The sequence below is a fragment of the Kandleria sp. genome (assembly GCF_017934775.1).
GTDB classification, from domain to species: Bacteria; Bacillota_I; Bacilli_A; order Erysipelotrichales; family Coprobacillaceae; genus Kandleria; species Kandleria vitulina.
In genome coordinates this window covers 1-20,283 of sequence record NZ_JAGBIX010000040.1, presented here as the reverse complement: position 1 = coordinate 20,283, position 20,283 = coordinate 1, and the positions used below count along the sequence as shown (strand labels likewise).

Below are 20,283 nucleotides of genomic sequence, written 5' to 3'. Positions count from 1 at the left end.
ATACGGTAGAGGCGAAGTGGACACGCCTGTAAGAATAAGGATTGCCTGACTTGTCGGGTGGAAACTTAAATATCAAACTTCTTAAATAGAACCGTCAGGTTCTTAGAAGCCACCTACCTTTAGGTGGGTGGTAGTTCACATTGTTTATGTAATAGGGAATTATTTGATAGAGAAATCAAGAAGAAAGTAAAACATCAATATGTGACATAATATTTGAAACTAGGTAAAATTATGATATAATTATTAAAGAATATTTAAGGAGGAACCTTCATGGACAAAGTAAGAAAGTGGTTTTTTGAAGACGAATATGAAGATTTTGATGATTTCGATGAAGAAATGGTAGAAGACGAAGAAGAAGAAAATAAAACAAGTCTTTTTGAAAAAGCAAAATCTGCACGTACAAGTGAAGTTGTCAATAAATTAAATGCCAATAAAGACAGCAACCTCGTTCTTTTTGAACCAAGATCATATAGTGAAACACAGGACATCGCTTTATATTTAAAACAGAAGAAAGCTGCCGTTGTAAATTTACATCGTTTACAGAAAGAACAGTCTAAGAGAGTTATTGATTTCTTAAGCGGAGTAATTTACGCTATTGACGGAGATATTCAGCAGATTGGTCCAAAGATTTTCTTATGTACACCAAAGAATATTGCGGTTAGCGGCAATATTTCTCTTGATGACGAAGAAGTCTCAAATAACTAAAGTATTAGCTGATTTATGCTAATACTTTCCTTTTTATGTTAGAACATTTCAAGGGAGACGAGGAATTTGTTCGTAAAGTACTAGATTATAAAACACAGGCTGTCGATAAATATAAGATAGTACTGACAAAGTTCCTCGATCCGCATCTTCAGAATGTTGTGAGATCAGTAATTGGTGCTGATGCTGCAGTATATGAAGAAGGTGGATTTATAAACTGTGAAAACAAAAGACTAATTATCTGTCCATCTTTTTATGAGATTGAACCAGATGATTTCAAGATTAAGGTTTTTAGGGTTGAATATCCTGAAAAGTTTGGTGTATTGGAACATAAGGATGTCCTTGGGGCATTGATGAATCTTGGACTTGAAAGAGAATGCATTGGGGATATATGCAAGAACCCATTAGCTTTTAGCTGCGCAAGTGAGAATGCGGAGTATATTAGGCAAAATCTTAAAAAGATAAAAAGATTTACAGTTAATCTTGTAGAAGAAGATTTTTCTATAGCCATAGAAAACACGTTTAGAAAAAAAGAGTTTGTAGTTTCAAGCTTAAGACTCGATAAAATAATAAGTGCATTGTTTCATCTTTCAAGGCAAAAAGCCGCTGATGCCATTAGAGCTGGAGAGGTGAAAGTCAACCACAAAAATATTGAACTTATCGACTATTTATGTAATAATAGCGATATAATCTCGTTTAGAAGACATGGGCGAGTTAAACTTGTTGTTACAGATCGTGTAACAAGACAAAATAATCAAGTTGTAGAAGGATTATTTTATTTGTGAGAGGTGAGAAAAGAGTGGCTTATAGCAAACAATTTAGGGGATATAATATTGATGAAGTCAATGAAGACATTGAAAGCTTAACAACTGAACTTGAAGAAAAAGAACATGAAATCGATGATCTTCATAAACAGATTGAAGCGCTCAAAGAAGAAAATAATAAACTGATTTCACAAAACACTATTACCGAGAAAACAAATGAAGAAATTGCCAGACTTGCCTTGAAAGAGGCTAGTGATCTGATTACTAAAGCAAAGAAAAATGCGAATATGATTCTTAAGGAATCTATGGAATATGTCAGAGGTCTTGATAAAGAAGTGAATGGTTTCAAGGATGATGCCATTGATTTCCGTGCTGAAGTTGTAAACTTAAGCAAAGAATTGATTGATACTATTGACAAATCAGAAATTTTTAGTTTAATTAAGGAAGAAGAAAATACGAAGACAGAGACAGGTCTTGAATAGAGCTTACAGAGAAGCCGTGGTTGGTGAAAACGGTGAAGTGACTATTTTAGACGAATCACTCTTGAGTAGCCTCCTGAGTAGTTAGGGAGAGCCGTTGATCGCGTTAAGATTTTAAGCGCATATCTTTTGATATGAATAAAGGTGGTACCGCGTTAAGAACGTCCTTTTCTAGAAAAGGACTTTTTTATTTATAAGAAGGAGAAGGAAAATGGATTACAAGAACACATTATTAATGCCAAAGACTGACTTTGAAATGCGTGGTAAATTGCCAACTAAAGAACCTAAGTATGTTCAAAGATGGCAAGATACAAACATGTATGAAAAAGTTGTTAAAATGAACGAAGGAAAAGAACACTTTGTGTTCCATGATGGCCCTCCTTATGCAAATGGAAATATGCATGTTGGTCATATGCTTAATAAGATTATTAAGGATATTATCTTAAGACATAAAGGAATGGAAGGATACTATGTTCCTTATATTCCAGGTTGGGATACACATGGTCTTCCAATTGAAAATGCTATTCAGAAATTAGGGGTAGATCGTAAATCTATGTCTACTGCTGCATTTAGAGAAAAATGTTATGAATATGCATTAAAACAGGTAGAAAAGCAGATGGAACAGTGTTACCGTGTTGGTACATTTGCTGACTACAAGCATCCATATTTAACTTTAAATAAAGAATTTGAAGCAAGACAGATCGAAGTATTTGGAAAGATGGCTTTAGATGGATTAATTTTTAAGGGATTAAAGCCAGTTTACTGGTCTCCATCTTCAGAATCAGCTTTAGCTGAAGCAGAAGTTGAATATCATGATGTTAAATCTCCAACTATCTATGTTAAATTTAAAGTTAAAGATTCTAAGGGATTATTAGAAGGAGATGATAACTATTTCGTTATCTGGACAACTACTCCTTGGACAATTCCTGCTAACTTAGCAATCTGCTTAAACCCAGATTATACTTATGCATTAGTTAAGTCTGAAAAAGGTAACTTGATTGTTCTTGAAGAATTAGTAGATAGTCTTTGGGAAACATTCAAGTTAAAAGAAAAAGAAGTACTTAAGACATTTACTGGTAAAGAATTAGAATACATGACATGTGTTCATCCACTTTATCCTGAAAGAGAATCATTGGTTATCAATGGTGATCATGTAACAACTGAATCAGGTACTGGATGTGTTCATACAGCTTCTGGTTTCGGGGAAGACGATTTTAATATTTGTAAGAAATATAATCTTCCAGTTTACGTCAATGTTGATGCACATGGTCGTATGATGGAAGACTGTGGTGAATGGCTTGCTGGTCAGTATGTAGATGATGCCAACAAGACAGTTACTATGAAATTGGATGAATTAGGAATGTTATTAAACTTAACATTCATTACACATAGTTATCCTCATGATTGGAGAACTAAGAAACCTATTATCTTTAGAGCAACTGATCAGTGGTTCTGCTCAATTGATAAAATTAGAGATAAGTTATTAGATGAAATCGACAACAAGGTTGAATGGTTAAATGAATGGGGTCAGGTAAGAATCCATAACATGATCAGAGATCGTCAGGACTGGTGTATTTCTAGACAGAGAACTTGGGGTGTACCAATTCCTATCTTCTATTGTGAAGATGGTACGCCAATCATGGAAAAAGAAGTCTTTGATCATATCTCAGAATTATTCAGAGAATATGGTTCAAACGTTTGGTTTGAAAGAGATGAAAAAGACTTATTACCTGAAGGTTACACAAATGAACATTCTCCAAATGGTATCTTCAAGAAAGAAAAAGATATCATGGATGTATGGTTCGATTCAGGATCATCACATACAGGTGTGTTAATTGAAAGAGGATTAGGATATCCAGCTGATCTTTATTTTGAAGGATCTGACCAGTATAGAGGCTGGTTCAACTCTTCATTAATTGTTGGAACAGCTGCTCATGGACAGGCTCCATATAAGACAGTTCTTTCTCATGGTTTCGTATTAGATGGCAAGGGAAATAAGATGTCTAAATCTTTAGGTAACACAGTTGATCCAGTTAAGGTTGTTAACCAATATGGTGCAGATATCCTTAGATTATGGGCTGCATCAGTAGATTATCAGTCAGATGTACGTATCTCTAAAGAAATCATGAAAGGTATCTCTGATAACTATAGAAAAATCAGAAATACAATGCGTTTCTTATTAGGTAACTTAAATGACTTCACATCAGCTGATGTTGTAGCTATTAAGGATCTAGAAGAAGTAGATCAGTTCATGCTTGCTAAATTAAATGAATTGATGAAAGACTACAAAGTTGCAATGGATCATTACAACTTTGCAGATGCTGTACAGTCTATCACAAACTACTTCACTAACTTATTAAGTTCTTATTACATGGACTTCACTAAAGATGTGCTTTACTGTAATAAGTTCAATGATACAAGAAGAAGACAGATTCAGACTGTTCTTTATCATCATGCTAAGACAATGATGAAATTAATTTCACCAATCCTTGTCTTTACTGCAGAAGAACTTCATGATCATTGGAACTGTGATGATCACAAGGAAGAATCTATCTTCCTAGAAGCAGCACCTACTTTATTTGAAGTAGAAAACGAAGAAGCAATCGTAGAAAAATTCACTCGTTTCTTAGCTCTTAGAGATGATGTAATGAAAGCATTAGAAACATTAAGAGCTGATAAGATTATCAAGTCTAACATGGAAGCTAAAGTGACAATTGCTCTTAAAGATGAATATAAGGAGCTAGTATCTTTACAGGATTCTATGAAACAGTTCTTCATCGTTGCTCGTGTTGTATTGACTGCAGATACTGAAGGCTTAGATGAATATGAAACTTCATTTGTTAAAGCTGAAAAATTTGCTGGTACACAGTGTCCAAGATGCTGGAACTACTATGAAGAAGATGAATTAGTAGATGGATTGTGTCCACGTTGTGCTGAAGCAATGAAATAATGTTGAAAGCAGCTATTCTTTATGAATGGCTGCTTTTTATGTTATATTAAATAAAATAAACAATCTATTAAGATAGGGATGGTAATACGATGAAACAATATATTGTTGATACATTTACAAATAAACCTTTTTCAGGAAATCCTGCAGCCGTCTGTGTGATGGAGTGCTGGCCTGATGAAGTGTTTATGAAGAAATTGGCCATGGAAAATAATCTTTCAGAGACAGCTTTTATTGTGAGGGAATCAGAGGGGTATCATCTTAGATGGTTTACACCAGAAACAGAAGTTGAGCTTTGTGGCCATGCCACATTGGCATCTTCTTTTGTGATCTTAAATTATTATGAGAAAGAAAGCAGTGAAGTACGTTCTAATACTTTGAGTGGTGAACTGATTGTTCATCGTAAGGGTGATCTTTATGAAATGGATTTTCCTACCTATGAGTTGAAGAGTATCCCAGTGAGTGATGAGATGGAAGCTGCTTTTGGAGTTAGACCGATTAAGGCCGTACTTGGACTTGACCTGGTTTGTGTATTTGAAAATGAAGATATCATAAGAACCATGAAACCTGATTTCCAATTGCTTATGAAACTTGAAGGGAGAATTCAGAATGTGACAGCTGCTGGACGCGAGGTCGATTGTGTATCGAGAAGTTTTGCACCTAAACTCGGGATAGCTGAAGATCCGGTCTGTGGGTCGGCACATTGCCAGATTGCAGATTATTGGGCAAGACAATTGGACAAGAAGGAAATTGATGCTTATCAGGCTTCAAAGCGTGGGGGATTTCTTCACTGCGAACTGCTTGGCAATGGCAGAATAGCGATCAGCGGAGAAGCGTGTGTTGTGGCTGTATCTGAAATTTTGGCAAAGATGTAGGGTATTTTAATTATATACAAAAAAGTAGATTACCATTTAAGTATGGAGATAATTACTATTTTATGATATAGTAATTTTTAGGGTGTTAAGCCACTTTTTTATTAATAAAAGGGGAACAAAAAAGAGAATCACATTTAAGGAGATAGGGAACATGAAATATAAATTTATTGGGCTATTCACATCGTTGCTGATGGTGATGGGATGTATCATTCCTGTAAATGCCAAAGTGAATGTGAATACAAATAATCTGTATTCTGAATATGCGTATGTTTATGATAATACGGGCGATAAGGTGCTCTATGATCATAAGGGAGAGGAGCGTATGTTTCCAGCATCAATGACAAAGGTACTTACAGTCTATTCTGCTTGTAAGCGAATAAAAGATATCAATGAGTCAGTCACAATTGATCAGGAAGATGTAGCTCATGTCTATGAGCAGGATGCTTCTAGTGCTGGCTTTGTCGCTGGAGAAAAACTGACATATAAGGATCTGTTATATGGTGCGCTATATCCATCAGGAGCGGATGCATGCTGGGCGCTTGGAAGATTGATTGCTGGTTCTGAAAAGAATTTTGTCAAACTGATGAATCAGGATGCTAAGGCACTTGGCATGAAGGATTCTCATTTTGTTACTTCTACAGGGTTGCATGATGATAAGCATTATACAACATGTAAAGATATTTCTGTGCTTTTGAAAGCAGCACTTCAAAATAAGATCTTCAGAAGTATCTTTACAGGAGATAATTACTATACGACAACAGATAAGCGTATTCGTATGATGAATACGTTGACACGTACAAGAGTCAAGGCTCACGCTGCTGCGCGATCTGAACTTTTAGGAGCTAAGAGCGGTTATACAAGCATTGCTGGACATTGTCTTGTGTCATTGGCTAAGGTTAATGGTCATGAGATCATCACAACTACTGCTAAGGCGTTCTCTACAAAATTTGGAGTTGCCCGTTTCTCTGCAGGTTGCGCTGTTCTTGATCATAATGTACTCGTTGGCAATGTGAAAGATCAGACTAAGAATGTCAAGATCATGAAAAAGAATGAACTTGTTAATACAATAAAAATCCGTTTTGGTGAAATCACATCATATAAGATTAAGACAAGTCGTGATGTAAGTCTGTTATTGGATAAGAATTTTGCTGGTGCGGTTAAGGTTTCCTTTAAAGGAAAGAATGTATTACAGGCACCAGTCAATAAGGGCGATGTTCTTGGCAAGATCATTGTTTCTTCTGATGGGCAGACATTATATAGTGAAACAGTAAAAGCTGATCGTACTATTCTCTTTGATTATAAGACATTATTCATTTATGTCCTCAAACGTGTACTTGTCGTCTTGGCTATACTTATTGTACTTGCGATATTATTAAGAATAAGAAAACATAAAAGAAAGAAAAGATATCAAAAATATAGAGAGAGGAGAAAAGGAGCGTAGTTGATACTACCTCCTTTTATAGAAATTATGGAATTATTACGTAATGGACAGATTCTATTGTGTATCGTGTTGGCATTTATTATGCTTACGTATGAACTTATAAAAAGAAAGATCCCCAAGATTTATATCTATCCACTGTTCTTATTTGATAGCATACTGACATGTGCAAGTGTATATGTATTCTTATCCTTCTTTTCAAAACAGTTTATGGCTAGTGCCTTCATCTTATCGGGAGTTGTTCTTTTAGCAGGTTTTATAGGATTTATTTATGCAATCATGAAGAAGAAAAAGAATCCTTATCTGCTTTTATCATGGAGTATATTGTTATTTATTGAATTAGCAGGACTTTCTTATGTACCTATGTCCATCTATTCGTTATCATTGCTTCGTCTTGCAGGGGTAATGATTGCTAGTTATGGGTATTATGCTTATTTCAAGTCTGAAGAATGTGATGTTCGTCAATTGTTAATTCTTACAATCATATATGCATTAGTCTATTTATTAATGCTTTATCTATAGAAAAGTCCCTAAAGGGGACTTTTCATTTACCCTCGTTTCAAAATGTCTTATAATGATATTATTGAAGGAGGAAAACTTATGTGGTTTGAAGAAACAGTGTTTTATCAGATGTATACTTTAAATATGGTGGGAGCACCTTCATCTAATGATGGATTAGAAGAGGGAGAACATCGTATCTTAAAGCTCAATACTTTCGCCCCTTATCTTGAAAAGCTTGGTATCAAGGGTGTCTATCTTAATCCACTTTGTTCAAGTGATCGACATGGATATGATACTCGTGATTATAAATTGTTGGATGAACGTCTTGGAACAAATGAAGATTTTAAGGCCGTTGTAGAAAATTATCATAAACACGGTATTCGTGTAGTGTTGGATGGCGTTTTTAATCATGTCGGAAGAGGGTTCTTTGCCTTTAAGGATGTGCTTGAACATCGTGAAAACAGTCGTTATAAAGACTGGTTCCACATTGATTTTAATGGCAATTCAGCTTATGGTGATAACCTTTATTATGAAGGATGGGAAGGTCATTATGAATTAGTTAAGCTTAATCTTTATAATCCTGAAGTACAGGATTATATCAAAGATGTCATTCATTATTGGATTACTTATTATGATATAGATGGCATCAGACTTGATGTTGCTTATTTATTGCCAAGATGGTTTATGGGCATGATTTCAGATTATGCACGTTCTCTTAAAGATGATTTCTTTATGCTAGGAGAAGTGCTAGGTGATAATGCGGGGGACATGTTTACAGAAGGTAAGCTTGACAGCATTACTGACTATCCTGGATATAAGGGATTATGGTCTTCATTTAATTCATTGAATATGTTTGAAATTGCGCATACATTAAAGAGAAATATGTTTGAGATGTATCGCGGATACTCATTATGGACATTCCTAGATAATCACGATGTTGATCGTATTGCCTCTAAGCTAGAAGATGCACGAAAGATTCCATTAGCATTTGGTTTGCAGCTTGCAATTCCTGGTATTCCTTGTATCTACTATGGCTCTGAATGGGGCATTGAAGGAAAGAAGATTCCAGGTCAGCCTGATGATGATTTGAGACCGGCTATTGATGAGCCTGTTTCTAATGAATTAAGTGAAACAATTGCTAAAATGATTGCTGCTAGAAGTACGCATCCTGCTTTACAGAAGGGGACTTTTAAAGAGCTTCTATTAACGAATAAGCAGTATGTGTTTGAAAGAGAGGCAGAAGGAGAACGTATCATTGTTGCATTGAATATTGATGATGCACCTTTCACTGCACATTTCAATGCTAACAGCGGTACTGGAAAAGATCTTCTGACTGGAGATATTCATGATTTTGGTGCTGGTAGTGAACTTCCACCATTAAGTATTTCATATTGGTTAACTGAACATTAAGAGTCAAGGCCCGTAATCGGGTCTTGATTTTTTTTTAATATATATGTTACCATGTCCTAACTGGAGGTTAATATGGTACAAAAAAGCAAAGGTATATTCTACATTATTCTTTCTTCCGTTTTATTTGGCATGATGCCACTGCTTGCTAGGATTGCTTACTCACATAATAGTAATGCCTATATGGTTGCTTTTCTTCGTTTTGCATTTGGTAGTCTTTTTCTTTTATTATGGGGAAGAAAGAAACTGTTTGTCATAAAAAGAAATGAACTATATACTTTTATGAAACTTAGTGTACCTTATGCATTGACACCGATATTCTTATATTTATCTTATAACTACATTGATGGTGGTACTGCAACAACATTGCATTTTACTTATCCGATCATTGTCATGTTAATGATGTTTTTTATTAAAAAGACAATTACAATTAGACAGCTGATATGCGCTAGTCTAGCTGGTGGGGGACTTGTCCTGCTTTATTCTCCTTCTTCTCATTCTTCATTATTAGGAAATGGTATAGCAATCTTTTCAGGATTTATCTACGCTATTTACATTGTTATGTTAGGAAGAAGTCAATTGAAGCATCTGTCTTCGCTTGTCACTGCCTTCTGGGTTTCCTTGTTTTCTGCTATTGAGATTGGAGGCATTGCCTTTATGCAGGGTCAATTTACTTTATCTTTTAGCCTAGAAGGTTGGCTTGTACAGATTCTTATGGGACTTCTTGCGACTACATTGGCATTGATGCTCTTTCAGAAAGGACTTCTTCTTTGTGGAGAAATCAAGGCGTCTATGTTTAGTACCTTTGAACCTATTACCGGTTTATTGATTGGGGCGATTTTCCAAGGTGAAGTACTATCTTTAGTAGAAATGTGTGGTATTTTGCTGATATTGCTTTCGGTTATTGTTTTAGTTATGCCTATGCCTCAATATATAAGAAAGAGTGCTTAATTCTTATGGAAATAAGCGCTCTTTTTATTTTAAATATGATAATATCTAGTTTTTAATACTAGATAAATTGACATTGATATGCTTATATGATACCTTATTGATGGGGTGATAAATATGAAACGTACAAAACTACTCGATCGTGAATTGCCTTTCTATACGAGAGGTGAGGAAATTTTTAATATGGTCACGCATATCGTTGGTGCAGTGTTCGCCATCGGCGTACTTGTCCTTTGTCTAGTGAAGTCAGCACTATATGGGGATGGCTATGGCATTGCTTCAAGTCTTGTCTATGGTATCTCTATGATTCTTCTTTATACAATGAGTTCCATCTATCATGGCCTTTCACCAAATCTCAAGATTGCTAAACGCGTTTTTCAGATCATGGACCATTGTTCAATCTTTGTACTGATTGCAGGAACTTATACACCAGTACTTCTTTGTGCTATTCGTTTGGCTTCACCAATGTGGGCCTGGATTCTTTTTGGAATCGTCTGGTCAGTAACGGTGCTAGGCATTACGTTAAATGCCATTGATATTAAAAGTTTCGAAAAATTTAGTATGGCATGTTATCTGATATTAGGATGGTGTATTGTCTTTAAGTTTAATCTTCTTCCTTCAACAGTAGGAATGAACGGTATTTATCTATTGGTACTAGGTGGTCTTTCTTATACTATTGGTACGGTGTTCTACAAGATGAGAAAGAAGTACATGCACAGCATCTGGCATCTATGGATTTTGCTTGGATCTTTACTTCATTTTTTATGTATTATTCTATATGTTCTTTAAACTCGATTCATTGAATTGAGTTTTTTCATTTTTATAGGTATAATATGGCAGTGAAAGGAATGTCATAATGAAGAAAAGAATATTATTGATACACGCCACACTGCTTGTTCTTGTATTGGCGTTAGATCTTTATACCAAAAATTTTATTCAGCATGCGATGAAACAAGGAGAAAGCCATGTACTCATCAAGAATTTTTTCTCGATAACTTATGTTAAGAATACTGGAGCAGCATGGGGAATTTTTTCTGGGCATACAGAAATCTTCTATCCTATTACTCTTATTGCCGCAATCGCTATTATCTATTATTTCGTAAAAAGCAAAAGTGCTCTTTCTCGTTGGGGACTTACACTTGTTTTCGCGGGATTGTTAGGCAATCTATTTGATCGTGTGACATTGTTTTACGTAAGAGATTTCCTGGATTTCATTATTTTAGGATATGACTTTCCAGTATTCAATGTAGCCGATATGGGGGTTGTCATTGGTATGGGATGTCTCTTGCTGGAGATTATTATTGAGGAGTTTAAATTATGGAAATACAAACAATCAAAACAAGTCTAGAAGAAGTAAAGACGCGTCTAGATAAGGTTCTTATGTCCCATCTTGAAGATGTTTCTCGTACGAATGTACAGAACTGGATCAAGAATGGCAATGTGCTAGTCAATGGTGAAGCTGTTAAAGCCAGCTACAAGATTGAAGAAGGGGATGTTATTGAAGTTACTATCCCTGATCCTGTAGATACTGAAATCAAGCCTGAAGATATTCCATTGGATATTGTTTATGAAGACCATGATGTAATCGTGGTAAATAAGCCATCTGGAATGATTGTTCATCCTTCTGCAGGAATCTATAGCGGAACTTTAGTCAATGCACTTTTATATCATTGCAAAGATTTATCTGGCATCAATGGTGTCAATAGACCAGGTATTGTGCATCGTATTGACAAGGAGACAAGTGGTCTTTTGATGGTTGCTAAAAATGATGCTTCACATCAGGGATTATCTGCTCAGCTTCAGGAACATAGCGTGACAAGACGTTACGTGGCATTGGTTCATGGTGTCATCAACCATAACAAGGGACGTATTGTAGCACCAATTGGACGTGATCCAAAAGATCGTCAGAGCATGTGTGTTACTGCACATAACTCTAAGGATGCTATTACAAACTTTAGAGTACTTGAACGTTTTGATGATATGACACTTGTAGAGTGCCGTCTTGAAACAGGACGTACACATCAGATTCGTGTACATATGCAATATATTGGTCATCCTGTCTATGGTGATCCAAAATATAGCTATCGTCATGATGATCAGAGTCATGGTCAGTTCTTGCATGCCAAGATTTTAGGTTTTACACATCCAATTACTAAAGAAGAACTTTATTTTGAAAGTGAATTACCTGATTATTTTAAAGAAAAAATCAATGAATTAAGAGGTGGAGGATATGAGTCATAGAATTATCAGCTGGGATGAATATTTCATGGGAGTAGCCAAGCTCTCTGCATATCGATCAAAAGATCCTAATACTCAGGTAGGAGCTTGCATTGTCAATGAAGACAACCGTATTGTCGGTGTCGGCTACAATGGTTTGCCTCGTGGCTGTGAAGATGATCTTTTTCCATGGGAAAGCAGAGAAGGGCAACTTTATGATACGAAATATCCTTATGTTGTTCATGCTGAACTTAATGCTATTCTAAACTCTATTCAAAAGCTAAAGGGATGCCGCATCTATGTGTCACTTTTCCCTTGTCATGAATGTACAAAAGCAATCATTCAAAGTGGAATCAAGGAAATCATCTATGAAGATGATAAATACAGCGGCAGTGAAAGTGACCGTGCTGCTAAGCGTATGCTAGATGTAGCGCATGTCACTTATCGCAAGATTGATAAATTTGATGTTAAAATATAAAAGAAAACACCTATGCTTTACGCATAGGTGTTATTTGTTTTCAAGAATTGCTTTTACTCGTTTAGTATTGGCAAAGTTCTGTTTAACAACTTTAGTCAGAATCTTTTCTCCATATTTGTTGGCAATCTGAGCAACAATCTGATCAACGTTTGTACCGCTTCCTCTTTCAAGAGGGATCTTAAGACTATTTGCCATACTTGCAAAATATTGAAGATAGGCATATCTAGAAATAATCTCTGCAGCCAGCACTGCAGCATATTTACAATCAGCATCTGTTTCAAACATAAGATCCTTAACAACAATGACTTCATTCTTTAAATAATTGAAGTATGTCTTAGGAGAAACAAATTGATTGATAACCTTAAATTCAACATTAGTTTTAGCTTTCTGTAATACATTAACAATGGACTGGTTAAAGAGACGTGATCTAATATTAGCTTGATTAATACCACTCTTGATCATTTTATTATAATGAGAATTATCTAAAACAAGTAATGAAGAGATAATATGTCCCTTGATTGTTTTTGCATAGTCGATGATTTCTTGATTTGATAAGGCGTTTACATCATCAATACCGAAATCATTAATAGTTTTAACATATTCCTGAGGAACATAACATGCAACTACGCATAATGGTCCGATATAATCTGCTGATCCGGTTTCTGCAGCGCCAATATGATGGACTTGACAAAGAGCATCGGAATTTTTTGCTTTTTCAATTCTTTGAGCAATCTTCTTGTTCCATCGTTTTGCTTCATGAATTGCATTCTGGCCTGTAAAAGTTGCGTTCAACTGATCATCAACCGCAATCTCACAGCCAATTGCCTGGGCATTTAAGAGTATGTGTTCATCCGCGTTCGAAATCATCTGACTATCATAATATTTATTCATTTTTTTTAAAGTACTTTTTGTTATTCCGAAACATATTGGTTCCACACAATCTCACCTCAACAATAATTCTAGCACAAATTTTCATTTTTTGACAGTATAAATTTAGTTTGATATAATAATTTTTGGTGATAAAGATATGAATAGATTAAGTACATCTTATATTGTAGATTTTTGTATTTTATTAGTATTTATTGTTGCAGTAATAAGAGGATATAGACAGGGTTTCTTCGCAAGATTATATGATTTTATCAGTACAATTCTTGTTTTCATCCTGTCCTTTATTTTATCTGGAACATTGAGTGAAAAGGTGGCGTTGTATAAAGGAGAAGCTAATCTTATTTCTTCATTTACTACGCCTGTCATCAATCGTATTGTCTGGTTCTTTATATTATTGCTGATTCTTTTTATCCTAAAAAAGATTATTGGTGGTGTCTTAAAACCATTCTTTAAGAAATTAGGAGAAAAGTTTACAATCACAAAAGTAACGAGTGGCATTATTGGAGCAGCCTTAAGTTTTGTAAAGACATTTGTGCTTGCTTATCTTGTATTGACATCATTGTTTGCTTTTTCTTCTTATAAGGATGTTTTAAACAATACGATGCTTGCTAAGGGGATTGTAGAAATATATCCGCTTTACAGACAAGATTTCGAAGGATATGTGCGTCATCTTGTAGAAAAGAACACACATTCTTTCATTGATCAATATAAAAAATAGAAAGTGAAGTTTTATGAAAGATAATTATGAAACATTAGAATATCCTGTTATTCTTGATCTTTTAAAGTCTTACTGCGTCAGCGAAGATGCGAAACTCAGAGTAAAAGATTTAAGAATGTATGAGGATCATGCTGAACTTAAGGAAGAACTTGAAAGAGTGCAAGAGGCGATGTTGGTACATCGTCTTTTAGGTCGTCTTCCTTTATCACATACACGAAATATTACTATGGCTTTAAAGAAAGCTGAAATGGATGGGACACTTTCAAGTGAAGAGTTATGGGATGTCTTCCTGGTACTTCGCAATGTGAGATCTCTCCATAGCTATTTCTCATCTTATGAGGATGAGTATGTCTATTTAAGAGATTTAGTAGAAGGTCTTCATGGTGATGATCATTTAGCAGATGAAATAGAACGCTGTATTGAACCTGATTTAAGCATCAGTGATCATGCGAGTCCTGAACTTTATCGTATTAGAAGACAGATACATTCATTAAATGATCGTATTCGTAAACAGATGGAAAGCTATCTTAAAGATAATAAAGATGTCTTAAGCATGGATAATCTGACTACGAAAAACAATCATCTCGTTTTGCCAGTCAAGGCGAATCAGAGTCATCAGTTTAAAGGTATTGTACATGCGACAAGTGCAACAGGGCAGACACATTTCATTGAACCTGAACGTGTTGTGGCAATGAACAATGAATTAAATGTATTAAAGAGTGATGAACAGGAAGAAATCCATCGTATTCTTTATTCTCTTTCACGTTATGTAAGAAGAGTAAAGATTCATCTTTCCTATGATCAGGAGATTATGAACACATTGGATTTCATCTTTGCAAAAGCACGCTTTGGTGTGGAATATGATTGTGTTAAACCAGAAGTTGGCAGTGCGACTTTAATGCTTAAGGGCGCACGTCATCCGCTTATCGATCAAGAGAAAGTTGTTGCCAATGATATCATCTTGGACAATCAGATGCTGATGATTACAGGTTCAAATACCGGTGGTAAGACAGTAACATTAAAGACAGCGGGTCTTTTATCATTAATGGCACTATCAGGTATGATGGTTCCTTGTATAGATGCACAAGTTCCATTCTATGATGAAGTCTATGTGGATGTTGGCGATGAACAGTCCATAGAACAGTCGTTATCGACATATTCTTCTCATATGAAACGTCTTATTGAAATCACAAGACAGGCTGGTTCCCATTCGCTTGTTCTTATTGATGAAATTGGTTCAGGTACCGATCCAAGAGAAGGGGCAGCATTAGCTAAGGCAATTATTTCAGCGCTTCTTAAGAAAGGCTGTACAATTCTTATCAGTACCCATTATGGAGAATTGAAGACATTTGGAGAACTTCATCCTGATATTGATCTTGCCTCTGTAGGCTTTGATCTAGAGAGCATGAAACCGACTTATAAGTTGAAGCTTCATACATTAGGGTTAAGCTACGCATTTGAAATTGCACAGTCATTAGGTCTTGATGAAGATATTATTCAGGAAGGTCAACGCTATAAGGAAGAATCTATCAGCAAAGAAGAACGTCTGATGGAAGATCTTCAAAAGCGAGAAAGTGCTATTAAAGAAAAAGAAGAACAGCTATTAAAAGATGAAAAAGAAACTAAGCTTCTTCTTGATAAATATGAAAGACAATTGGCAGGTGCTAAAAAAGAGAAGGAACAGATTCTCAAGAAGGCTAGAGATGATGCCAATAAAGTATTAGATGAATCTAAAGCTATGATTGATGAAGTGGTTAAGGAACTTCGTCAAAAAGGAACACTCAAGGATCATGAAGTTATTGCAGCTAAACATGATCTAGAAGAGCTTAAGTTCAAAGAAAAGAAGAAAGAAAAAGTACAGACGCATGTCTTTGCAATCGGTGATCAGGTACGTGTGGATTCAATGAACAGAGAAGGGGAAGTTGTCCGTATTGGCAAGAATGGAGAAGTGACTGTCTCCTTAAGTGGATTGCCTATCAAGATTAAGAATACGGAACTTACTTATCTTCACGGCAAAAAGAAGCCAGTAAAGAAGAAAGCTTCTACAAGAACACATGTGAAAAAGACAGGTTCATATGAAGTAAACGTTATTGGCATGCGCTATAATGAAGCGATGGAAACCGTGGATAAATTTATTGATGATGCTCTTATGCTCGGTTATCCTTCTATTCGTATCATTCACGGTATGGGTACTGGTGCATTAAGAAAAGGTGTTAGACAATTATTAAAACGAAAATCATTTGTGGATCATTTTACTGATGGTGGACCTAATGAAGGTGGATTAGGTGCTACGCTGGTACATTTTAAATAATGAATCCTAATATCGATTATATTAAGAAGAAACTCGCTTTATTGCCGCTTTCTCCTGGTTGTTATCTTATGAAAGACAAGAAGGGGAAAGTCATCTATGTTGGAAAAGCAAAGAAACTAAAGAACAGGGTTTCTTCTTATTTTACAGGGGTACATAATTACAAGACGACCAAACTGGTTGAACACATTCATGACTTTGATTACATTGTCACTGAAAGTGAAAAAGAAGCACTGCTTCTAGAAATCAATCTTATTAAAGATTATGCTCCTGAATATAACATCATGTTTATGGATAATACATATTATCCATATATCAAGCTCACAAATGAGAAACACCCTCGTTTAATGATTGTACGAAATGCAAAGGATAAAAAAGCTAAACATTTTGGACCTTACCCTGATGCCACTGCAGCTAGAAATACTTATAAATTATTGCAGCGACTTTATCCATTAAGAAAATGCAAGCATATTCCTAGTGATCCGTGTCTTTATTATTCATTAGGACAATGTCTTGCACCTTGCATCAATGAGGTTACCGATGAAATGAATGATGCTTTACGTAAAGAAGTCATTGATTTTATGCAGGGTCATGTAGAAGACAAGATCAATGAATTAACTGAAAAGATGACTGTCGCAAGTGAAGCACTGAAGTTTGAACAGGCTCTTGAATATCGTAATCTGATAGAGTCAATCAAGTATGTCCTAAGTTCACAAAATGTCATGATGAACGATCACAAGGATCGAGATATTCTTGGCTACTATGTCAACAAGGGATATTTGAGTGTAAATCTATTCTTTATGAGAGAAGGCAAACTGCTTTCTAGAGAGTTTGATCTTGTTCCTGCAAGTGAAGATATACAAGAAGATCTGATTCGTTTTCTTGTTACATATTATCAATCCAATAATCTTCCTAAAGAGTTACTGTTGCCAAGTGAAATGGATATTTCTTTAGTACAGGATATTCTTGAATGCAAGATTCTTCAGCCCCAGAGAGGAAATAAGAAGAAACTTGTAGAGATGGCTAATAAGAATGCCAAGGAAACATTGGATAAGAAGTTTATTTTAAAAGAACGCAATGAAGAAAAGACTATTCGTGCTGTTGAAGAGCTAGGACGTCTGTTAAATATCAATACGCCACATATGATTGAGCTTTACGATAACTCCAATATCCAGGGAGCTTATGCGGTTGCTGGGATGGTTGTCTTTAGAGATGGATTGCCATCTAAGAAAGACTATCGTAAATTCAAGATCAAGACAGTGGAAGGTGCAGATGACTACAAGTCCATGAAAGAAGTTATCTATCGTCGTTACTACCGCAATCTTATGGAAGGCAAGGAAATGGCGGATATGATCATTGTCGATGGGGGCATTGGTCAAATTCATGCGGCCAAGGAAGTCATTGATGCCTTGCATGTCCCCGTCACAATTTGTGGACTCCAGAAAGATGATAAACATTCTACTGCCATGCTGATTGATGAAAACGGCACACGTGTTCCTATTGACCGCAAAAGTCAGTTGTTCTTCCTGTTAACGAGAATGCAGGATGAAGTCCATCGCTATGCGATTACTTTCCATAGACAGGTGAGATCTAAATCATTATTTACATCAATTCTAGATCAGGTAGAAGGTATCGGAGAAGTTCGTCGAAAGAAACTGCTCAATCGTTTCAAGAGTGTCAAGAAAATGAGAGAAGCAACACTCGCACAGCTTGAAGAAGTTGTTCCAACTCAAGTCGCAAAGTCTCTTTATGATGTATTGCATCAAGAGGAAGACATTGAAAAATGATAAAGGTGCTATATAATAAAGTAGGTGATTTCATGAAAAAAACATTTCAGACAAGTTTGCTTTTTATTTTTATCATTGCTTTATTTATTGGCGCCTTTTTTACAATCAATCGGAAGTATGACCGTTTTTATCGTGTAAAAGGCATTGATAATGATAAGAGAGCGATAATTGAACAGTATTTATCTGAAAGTGAACAGAATTACCTGGTTCAAAATCAGATTCCGCTTACTGCTTTTTTTGATTATGTAGAATATGATCAGTTTGATCTAAGAAACTATCGTATTTATAATCTTCTAAAAGATACAGGTAGATACAATGACAATAATACTTTATTAACAATAGGAAATGATCTTCAAAAAAAGATAGCTAAAAATTTTAGTTCTAATAATTATGCGATTGCGCAGACGCTTATTGAAGATGATTTGGAATATGGCTATATAAACAATGATGATTTCAATAGTGAAGATATCAATCTATATGCTTTATTAAGACCGCTATATGGCAACGATGATGCTTCGTATGTAGATGATCTTAACAATTATAGAGAAGCTCTTACAAAACGAGGCCTTAATGAAAGTGATATTGTTTCATTTATGACTGATGTTGTTTCAGTCTATAAGAAAAACAGTCTTAAGCAGCTGATGACACAGGCAGAAAATACAGGCATGACATTAATAAGAAAGCCTAATGCACTTTCTATGTATCTTAATGCATCACGCTATATTGGTTCCTATGTACCAGATGATCTTGTACTAATTCAGGATATCAAGCGTTATAGATATGCCATGTATCTTCGCTCTGATGCGTATAAAAAGCTTACAGAAATGTGCAAAGCTGATAAGACTATCAACAGTCGTCTGGTTATTTATAAAGCTTATACAAAATATGCAAGTCTCTCAGATGAAGAGAAGGGGCACAGTGAATATCAGCTGGGGTTGACGCTGTCATTTACTGATCGCTATGTTGATTATGGAAGCTTTGATGAAACCAAAGTTTCATCATGGCTAAAAGAGAATGCCTATAAATATGGTTTTGTATTGCGTTATCCAAGTGAGCACGCTGATAAGACAGGGCATGCTTATGATGCGCATGTTTATCGTTTTGTAGGAGTGAAGCTTGCTAAAAAGCTTCATGAACAAAATAAGGTACTTGAGAATTACCAAGAGGAAAGTGAGGAGTAGTTATGAAAAAAATAGTCGTTATGTCTGATAATCATGGTGATGATTACGCTATGGAATGGATCAGGGAGTTAGAAAGTGATGCTGATTACTATGTTCATTGTGGAGATAGCGAAACAAGTGATAAAAGATTTTTAAATGGCTATATTTGTGTACAGGGCAATAATGACTGGACACTTGATCTTCCTCGCTTTGCGAAGTTCAAGGCTGAAGGATTGACATTCCTTGTGACACATGGTCAGTTCTATGGCTATTTTAAAAGAGAAAACTTGATGATGGTCGATCTTAAGAAATATAGATGTGATGTCATGTTGTCAGGACATTCTCATATTCCTCACTATGCCAAGATTGGTGATTATCAATTCTTGAATCCAGGTTCTACTACATTGCCTAGAGGCGGTTCTGCCCGTGGGTATGCTGTGATTTATGTAGATGGAAAAAATCTTTCTTATGAATTCAAAGAACTTTAAAAAAGTTCTTGCATTATGATGGCGCCTATGTTATATTATGTGAGCAGTCCGGGAAGGACATAAGAAGTCTACTTAGCTCAGCTGGATAGAGCACACGCCTTCTAAGCGTGCGGTCGGGGGTTCGAATCCCTCAGTGGACGCCATCTGAAATATACACCCTTCGGGGTGTTTTTTTCTT

19 protein-coding genes, 1 tRNA gene and 1 other annotated feature are annotated in these 20,283 nt (G+C 35.6%); of the genes, 19 read left to right on the top strand and 1 reads right to left on the bottom strand.

The window, feature by feature from the left end; genetic code table 11:
• The first annotated feature begins 270 nt into the window (after positions 1 to 270).
• The 13 genes from J6L95_RS04755 to J6L95_RS04695 all read left to right on the top strand — a co-directional run bounded on the left by J6L95_RS04755 (position 271) and on the right by J6L95_RS04695 (position 12,756).
• Entirely contained in the window at positions 271 to 705 is a 435-nt protein-coding gene (locus J6L95_RS04755; protein WP_029071179.1) for a cell division protein SepF, read from the top strand.
• 35 nt (positions 706 to 740) lie between these two features.
• Complete coding sequence (locus J6L95_RS04750; protein ID WP_287458338.1) at positions 741 to 1,487, top strand: YlmH family RNA-binding protein; 747 nt, start codon at positions 741 to 743, stop codon at positions 1,485 to 1,487.
• A 14-nt stretch (positions 1,488 to 1,501) separates the two neighbouring features.
• Positions 1,502 to 1,948 (top strand): DivIVA domain-containing protein, encoded by a 447-nt coding sequence (locus J6L95_RS04745; RefSeq protein WP_029071181.1) that lies wholly within the window; start codon positions 1,502 to 1,504, stop codon positions 1,946 to 1,948.
• Positions 1,916 to 2,117, top strand: a binding site (T-box leader). It overlaps the preceding gene by 33 nt.
• 39 nt (positions 2,118 to 2,156) lie before the next feature.
• A complete protein-coding gene (gene ileS / locus J6L95_RS04740; RefSeq protein ID WP_287458337.1) occupies positions 2,157 to 4,895 on the top strand; it encodes an isoleucine--tRNA ligase in 2,739 nt (912 codons plus the stop codon).
• A gap of 89 nt (positions 4,896 to 4,984) precedes the next feature.
• Entirely contained in the window at positions 4,985 to 5,767 is a 783-nt protein-coding gene (locus J6L95_RS04735) for a PhzF family phenazine biosynthesis protein (protein WP_287458336.1), read from the top strand.
• Positions 5,768 to 5,918: 151 nt separating this feature from the next.
• Positions 5,919 to 7,208, top strand: coding sequence for a D-alanyl-D-alanine carboxypeptidase family protein (locus J6L95_RS04730; RefSeq protein WP_287458335.1), 1,290 nt, complete (start codon positions 5,919 to 5,921; stop codon positions 7,206 to 7,208).
• Between the two features lie 27 nt (positions 7,209 to 7,235).
• On the top strand, positions 7,236 to 7,727 hold the full coding sequence (locus J6L95_RS04725; protein WP_287458334.1) for a hypothetical protein: 492 nt from the start codon (positions 7,236 to 7,238) through the stop codon (positions 7,725 to 7,727).
• Between the two features lie 78 nt (positions 7,728 to 7,805).
• Complete coding sequence (locus J6L95_RS04720) at positions 7,806 to 9,116, top strand: alpha-amylase family glycosyl hydrolase (RefSeq protein ID WP_287458333.1); 1,311 nt, start codon at positions 7,806 to 7,808, stop codon at positions 9,114 to 9,116.
• 72 nt (positions 9,117 to 9,188) lie between these two features.
• Positions 9,189 to 10,064 carry an EamA family transporter gene (locus tag J6L95_RS04715; RefSeq protein ID WP_287458332.1) on the top strand — a complete coding sequence of 292 codons (876 nt, stop codon included), beginning with the start codon at positions 9,189 to 9,191 and terminating at the stop codon, positions 10,062 to 10,064.
• A gap of 114 nt (positions 10,065 to 10,178) precedes the next feature.
• Positions 10,179 to 10,850: a PAQR family membrane homeostasis protein TrhA gene (trhA, locus tag J6L95_RS04710; RefSeq protein ID WP_107318300.1), complete on the top strand. Its 672-nt coding sequence runs from the start codon at positions 10,179 to 10,181 to the stop codon at positions 10,848 to 10,850.
• A 67-nt stretch (positions 10,851 to 10,917) separates the two neighbouring features.
• Positions 10,918 to 11,409: a signal peptidase II gene (gene lspA / locus J6L95_RS04705; RefSeq protein ID WP_287458331.1), complete on the top strand. Its 492-nt coding sequence runs from the start codon at positions 10,918 to 10,920 to the stop codon at positions 11,407 to 11,409.
• Positions 11,379 to 12,302: an RluA family pseudouridine synthase gene (locus J6L95_RS04700; protein ID WP_287458330.1), complete on the top strand. Its 924-nt coding sequence runs from the start codon at positions 11,379 to 11,381 to the stop codon at positions 12,300 to 12,302. The genes lspA and J6L95_RS04700 overlap by 31 nt, the downstream gene beginning before the upstream one ends.
• Positions 12,292 to 12,756, top strand: a complete 465-nt coding sequence (locus J6L95_RS04695) for a deoxycytidylate deaminase (RefSeq protein ID WP_287458329.1) — start codon at positions 12,292 to 12,294, stop codon at positions 12,754 to 12,756. The genes J6L95_RS04700 and J6L95_RS04695 overlap by 11 nt, the downstream gene beginning before the upstream one ends.
• A gap of 30 nt (positions 12,757 to 12,786) precedes the next feature.
• On the opposite strand, the gene J6L95_RS04690 is transcribed toward J6L95_RS04695, so the two are convergent.
• Positions 12,787 to 13,692: a ribonuclease HIII gene (locus J6L95_RS04690; protein ID WP_029073076.1), complete on the bottom strand. Its 906-nt coding sequence runs from the start codon at positions 13,690 to 13,692 to the stop codon at positions 12,787 to 12,789.
• Between the two features lie 91 nt (positions 13,693 to 13,783).
• Between J6L95_RS04690 and J6L95_RS04685 the strand changes: the two genes are divergently transcribed.
• The 6 genes from J6L95_RS04685 (at position 13,784) to J6L95_RS04660 (ending at position 20,248) form a co-directional block, all read left to right on the top strand.
• The gene (locus J6L95_RS04685) at positions 13,784 to 14,362 is read left to right on the top strand and encodes a CvpA family protein (RefSeq protein WP_029071192.1); all 579 of its coding nucleotides are present in this window, start codon (positions 13,784 to 13,786) and stop codon (positions 14,360 to 14,362) included.
• 13 nt (positions 14,363 to 14,375) lie between these two features.
• Positions 14,376 to 16,673: an endonuclease MutS2 gene (locus tag J6L95_RS04680; protein ID WP_287458328.1), complete on the top strand. Its 2,298-nt coding sequence runs from the start codon at positions 14,376 to 14,378 to the stop codon at positions 16,671 to 16,673.
• The gene (uvrC, locus tag J6L95_RS04675) at positions 16,673 to 18,457 is read left to right on the top strand and encodes an excinuclease ABC subunit UvrC (RefSeq protein ID WP_287458327.1); all 1,785 of its coding nucleotides are present in this window, start codon (positions 16,673 to 16,675) and stop codon (positions 18,455 to 18,457) included. Before J6L95_RS04680 ends, uvrC begins: the two co-directional genes overlap by 1 nt.
• Positions 18,458 to 18,489: 32 nt before the next feature.
• Positions 18,490 to 19,638, top strand: coding sequence for a M15 family metallopeptidase (locus J6L95_RS04670; protein WP_287458326.1), 1,149 nt, complete (start codon positions 18,490 to 18,492; stop codon positions 19,636 to 19,638).
• 2 nt (positions 19,639 to 19,640) lie between these two features.
• Entirely contained in the window at positions 19,641 to 20,105 is a 465-nt protein-coding gene (locus J6L95_RS04665; RefSeq protein ID WP_029071195.1) for a metallophosphoesterase family protein, read from the top strand.
• A gap of 66 nt (positions 20,106 to 20,171) precedes the next feature.
• Positions 20,172 to 20,248: transfer RNA gene (locus J6L95_RS04660), tRNA-Arg, on the top strand.
• The last annotated feature ends 35 nt before the right edge of the window (positions 20,249 to 20,283 follow it).

Coding starts and splice junctions, on each gene's coding strand:
- lspA (WP_287458331.1), top strand. CDS start 10,918: ATGAAGAAAAGAATATTATTGATACACGCCACACTGCTTGTTCTTGTA.
- J6L95_RS04680 (WP_287458328.1), top strand. CDS start 14,376: ATGAAAGATAATTATGAAACATTAGAATATCCTGTTATTCTTGATCTT.
- J6L95_RS04750 (WP_287458338.1), top strand. CDS start 741: ATGTTAGAACATTTCAAGGGAGACGAGGAATTTGTTCGTAAAGTACTA.
- uvrC (WP_287458327.1), top strand. CDS start 16,673: ATGAATCCTAATATCGATTATATTAAGAAGAAACTCGCTTTATTGCCG.
- J6L95_RS04670 (WP_287458326.1), top strand. CDS start 18,490: ATGAAAAAAACATTTCAGACAAGTTTGCTTTTTATTTTTATCATTGCT.
- J6L95_RS04695 (WP_287458329.1), top strand. CDS start 12,292: ATGAGTCATAGAATTATCAGCTGGGATGAATATTTCATGGGAGTAGCC.
- J6L95_RS04730 (WP_287458335.1), top strand. CDS start 5,919: ATGAAATATAAATTTATTGGGCTATTCACATCGTTGCTGATGGTGATG.
- J6L95_RS04700 (WP_287458330.1), top strand. CDS start 11,379: ATGGAAATACAAACAATCAAAACAAGTCTAGAAGAAGTAAAGACGCGT.
- J6L95_RS04755 (WP_029071179.1), top strand. CDS start 271: ATGGACAAAGTAAGAAAGTGGTTTTTTGAAGACGAATATGAAGATTTT.
- J6L95_RS04715 (WP_287458332.1), top strand. CDS start 9,189: ATGGTACAAAAAAGCAAAGGTATATTCTACATTATTCTTTCTTCCGTT.
- J6L95_RS04665 (WP_029071195.1), top strand. CDS start 19,641: ATGAAAAAAATAGTCGTTATGTCTGATAATCATGGTGATGATTACGCT.
- ileS (WP_287458337.1), top strand. CDS start 2,157: ATGGATTACAAGAACACATTATTAATGCCAAAGACTGACTTTGAAATG.
- J6L95_RS04725 (WP_287458334.1), top strand. CDS start 7,236: ATGGAATTATTACGTAATGGACAGATTCTATTGTGTATCGTGTTGGCA.
- J6L95_RS04685 (WP_029071192.1), top strand. CDS start 13,784: ATGAATAGATTAAGTACATCTTATATTGTAGATTTTTGTATTTTATTA.
- J6L95_RS04720 (WP_287458333.1), top strand. CDS start 7,806: ATGTGGTTTGAAGAAACAGTGTTTTATCAGATGTATACTTTAAATATG.
- J6L95_RS04735 (WP_287458336.1), top strand. CDS start 4,985: ATGAAACAATATATTGTTGATACATTTACAAATAAACCTTTTTCAGGA.
- trhA (WP_107318300.1), top strand. CDS start 10,179: ATGAAACGTACAAAACTACTCGATCGTGAATTGCCTTTCTATACGAGA.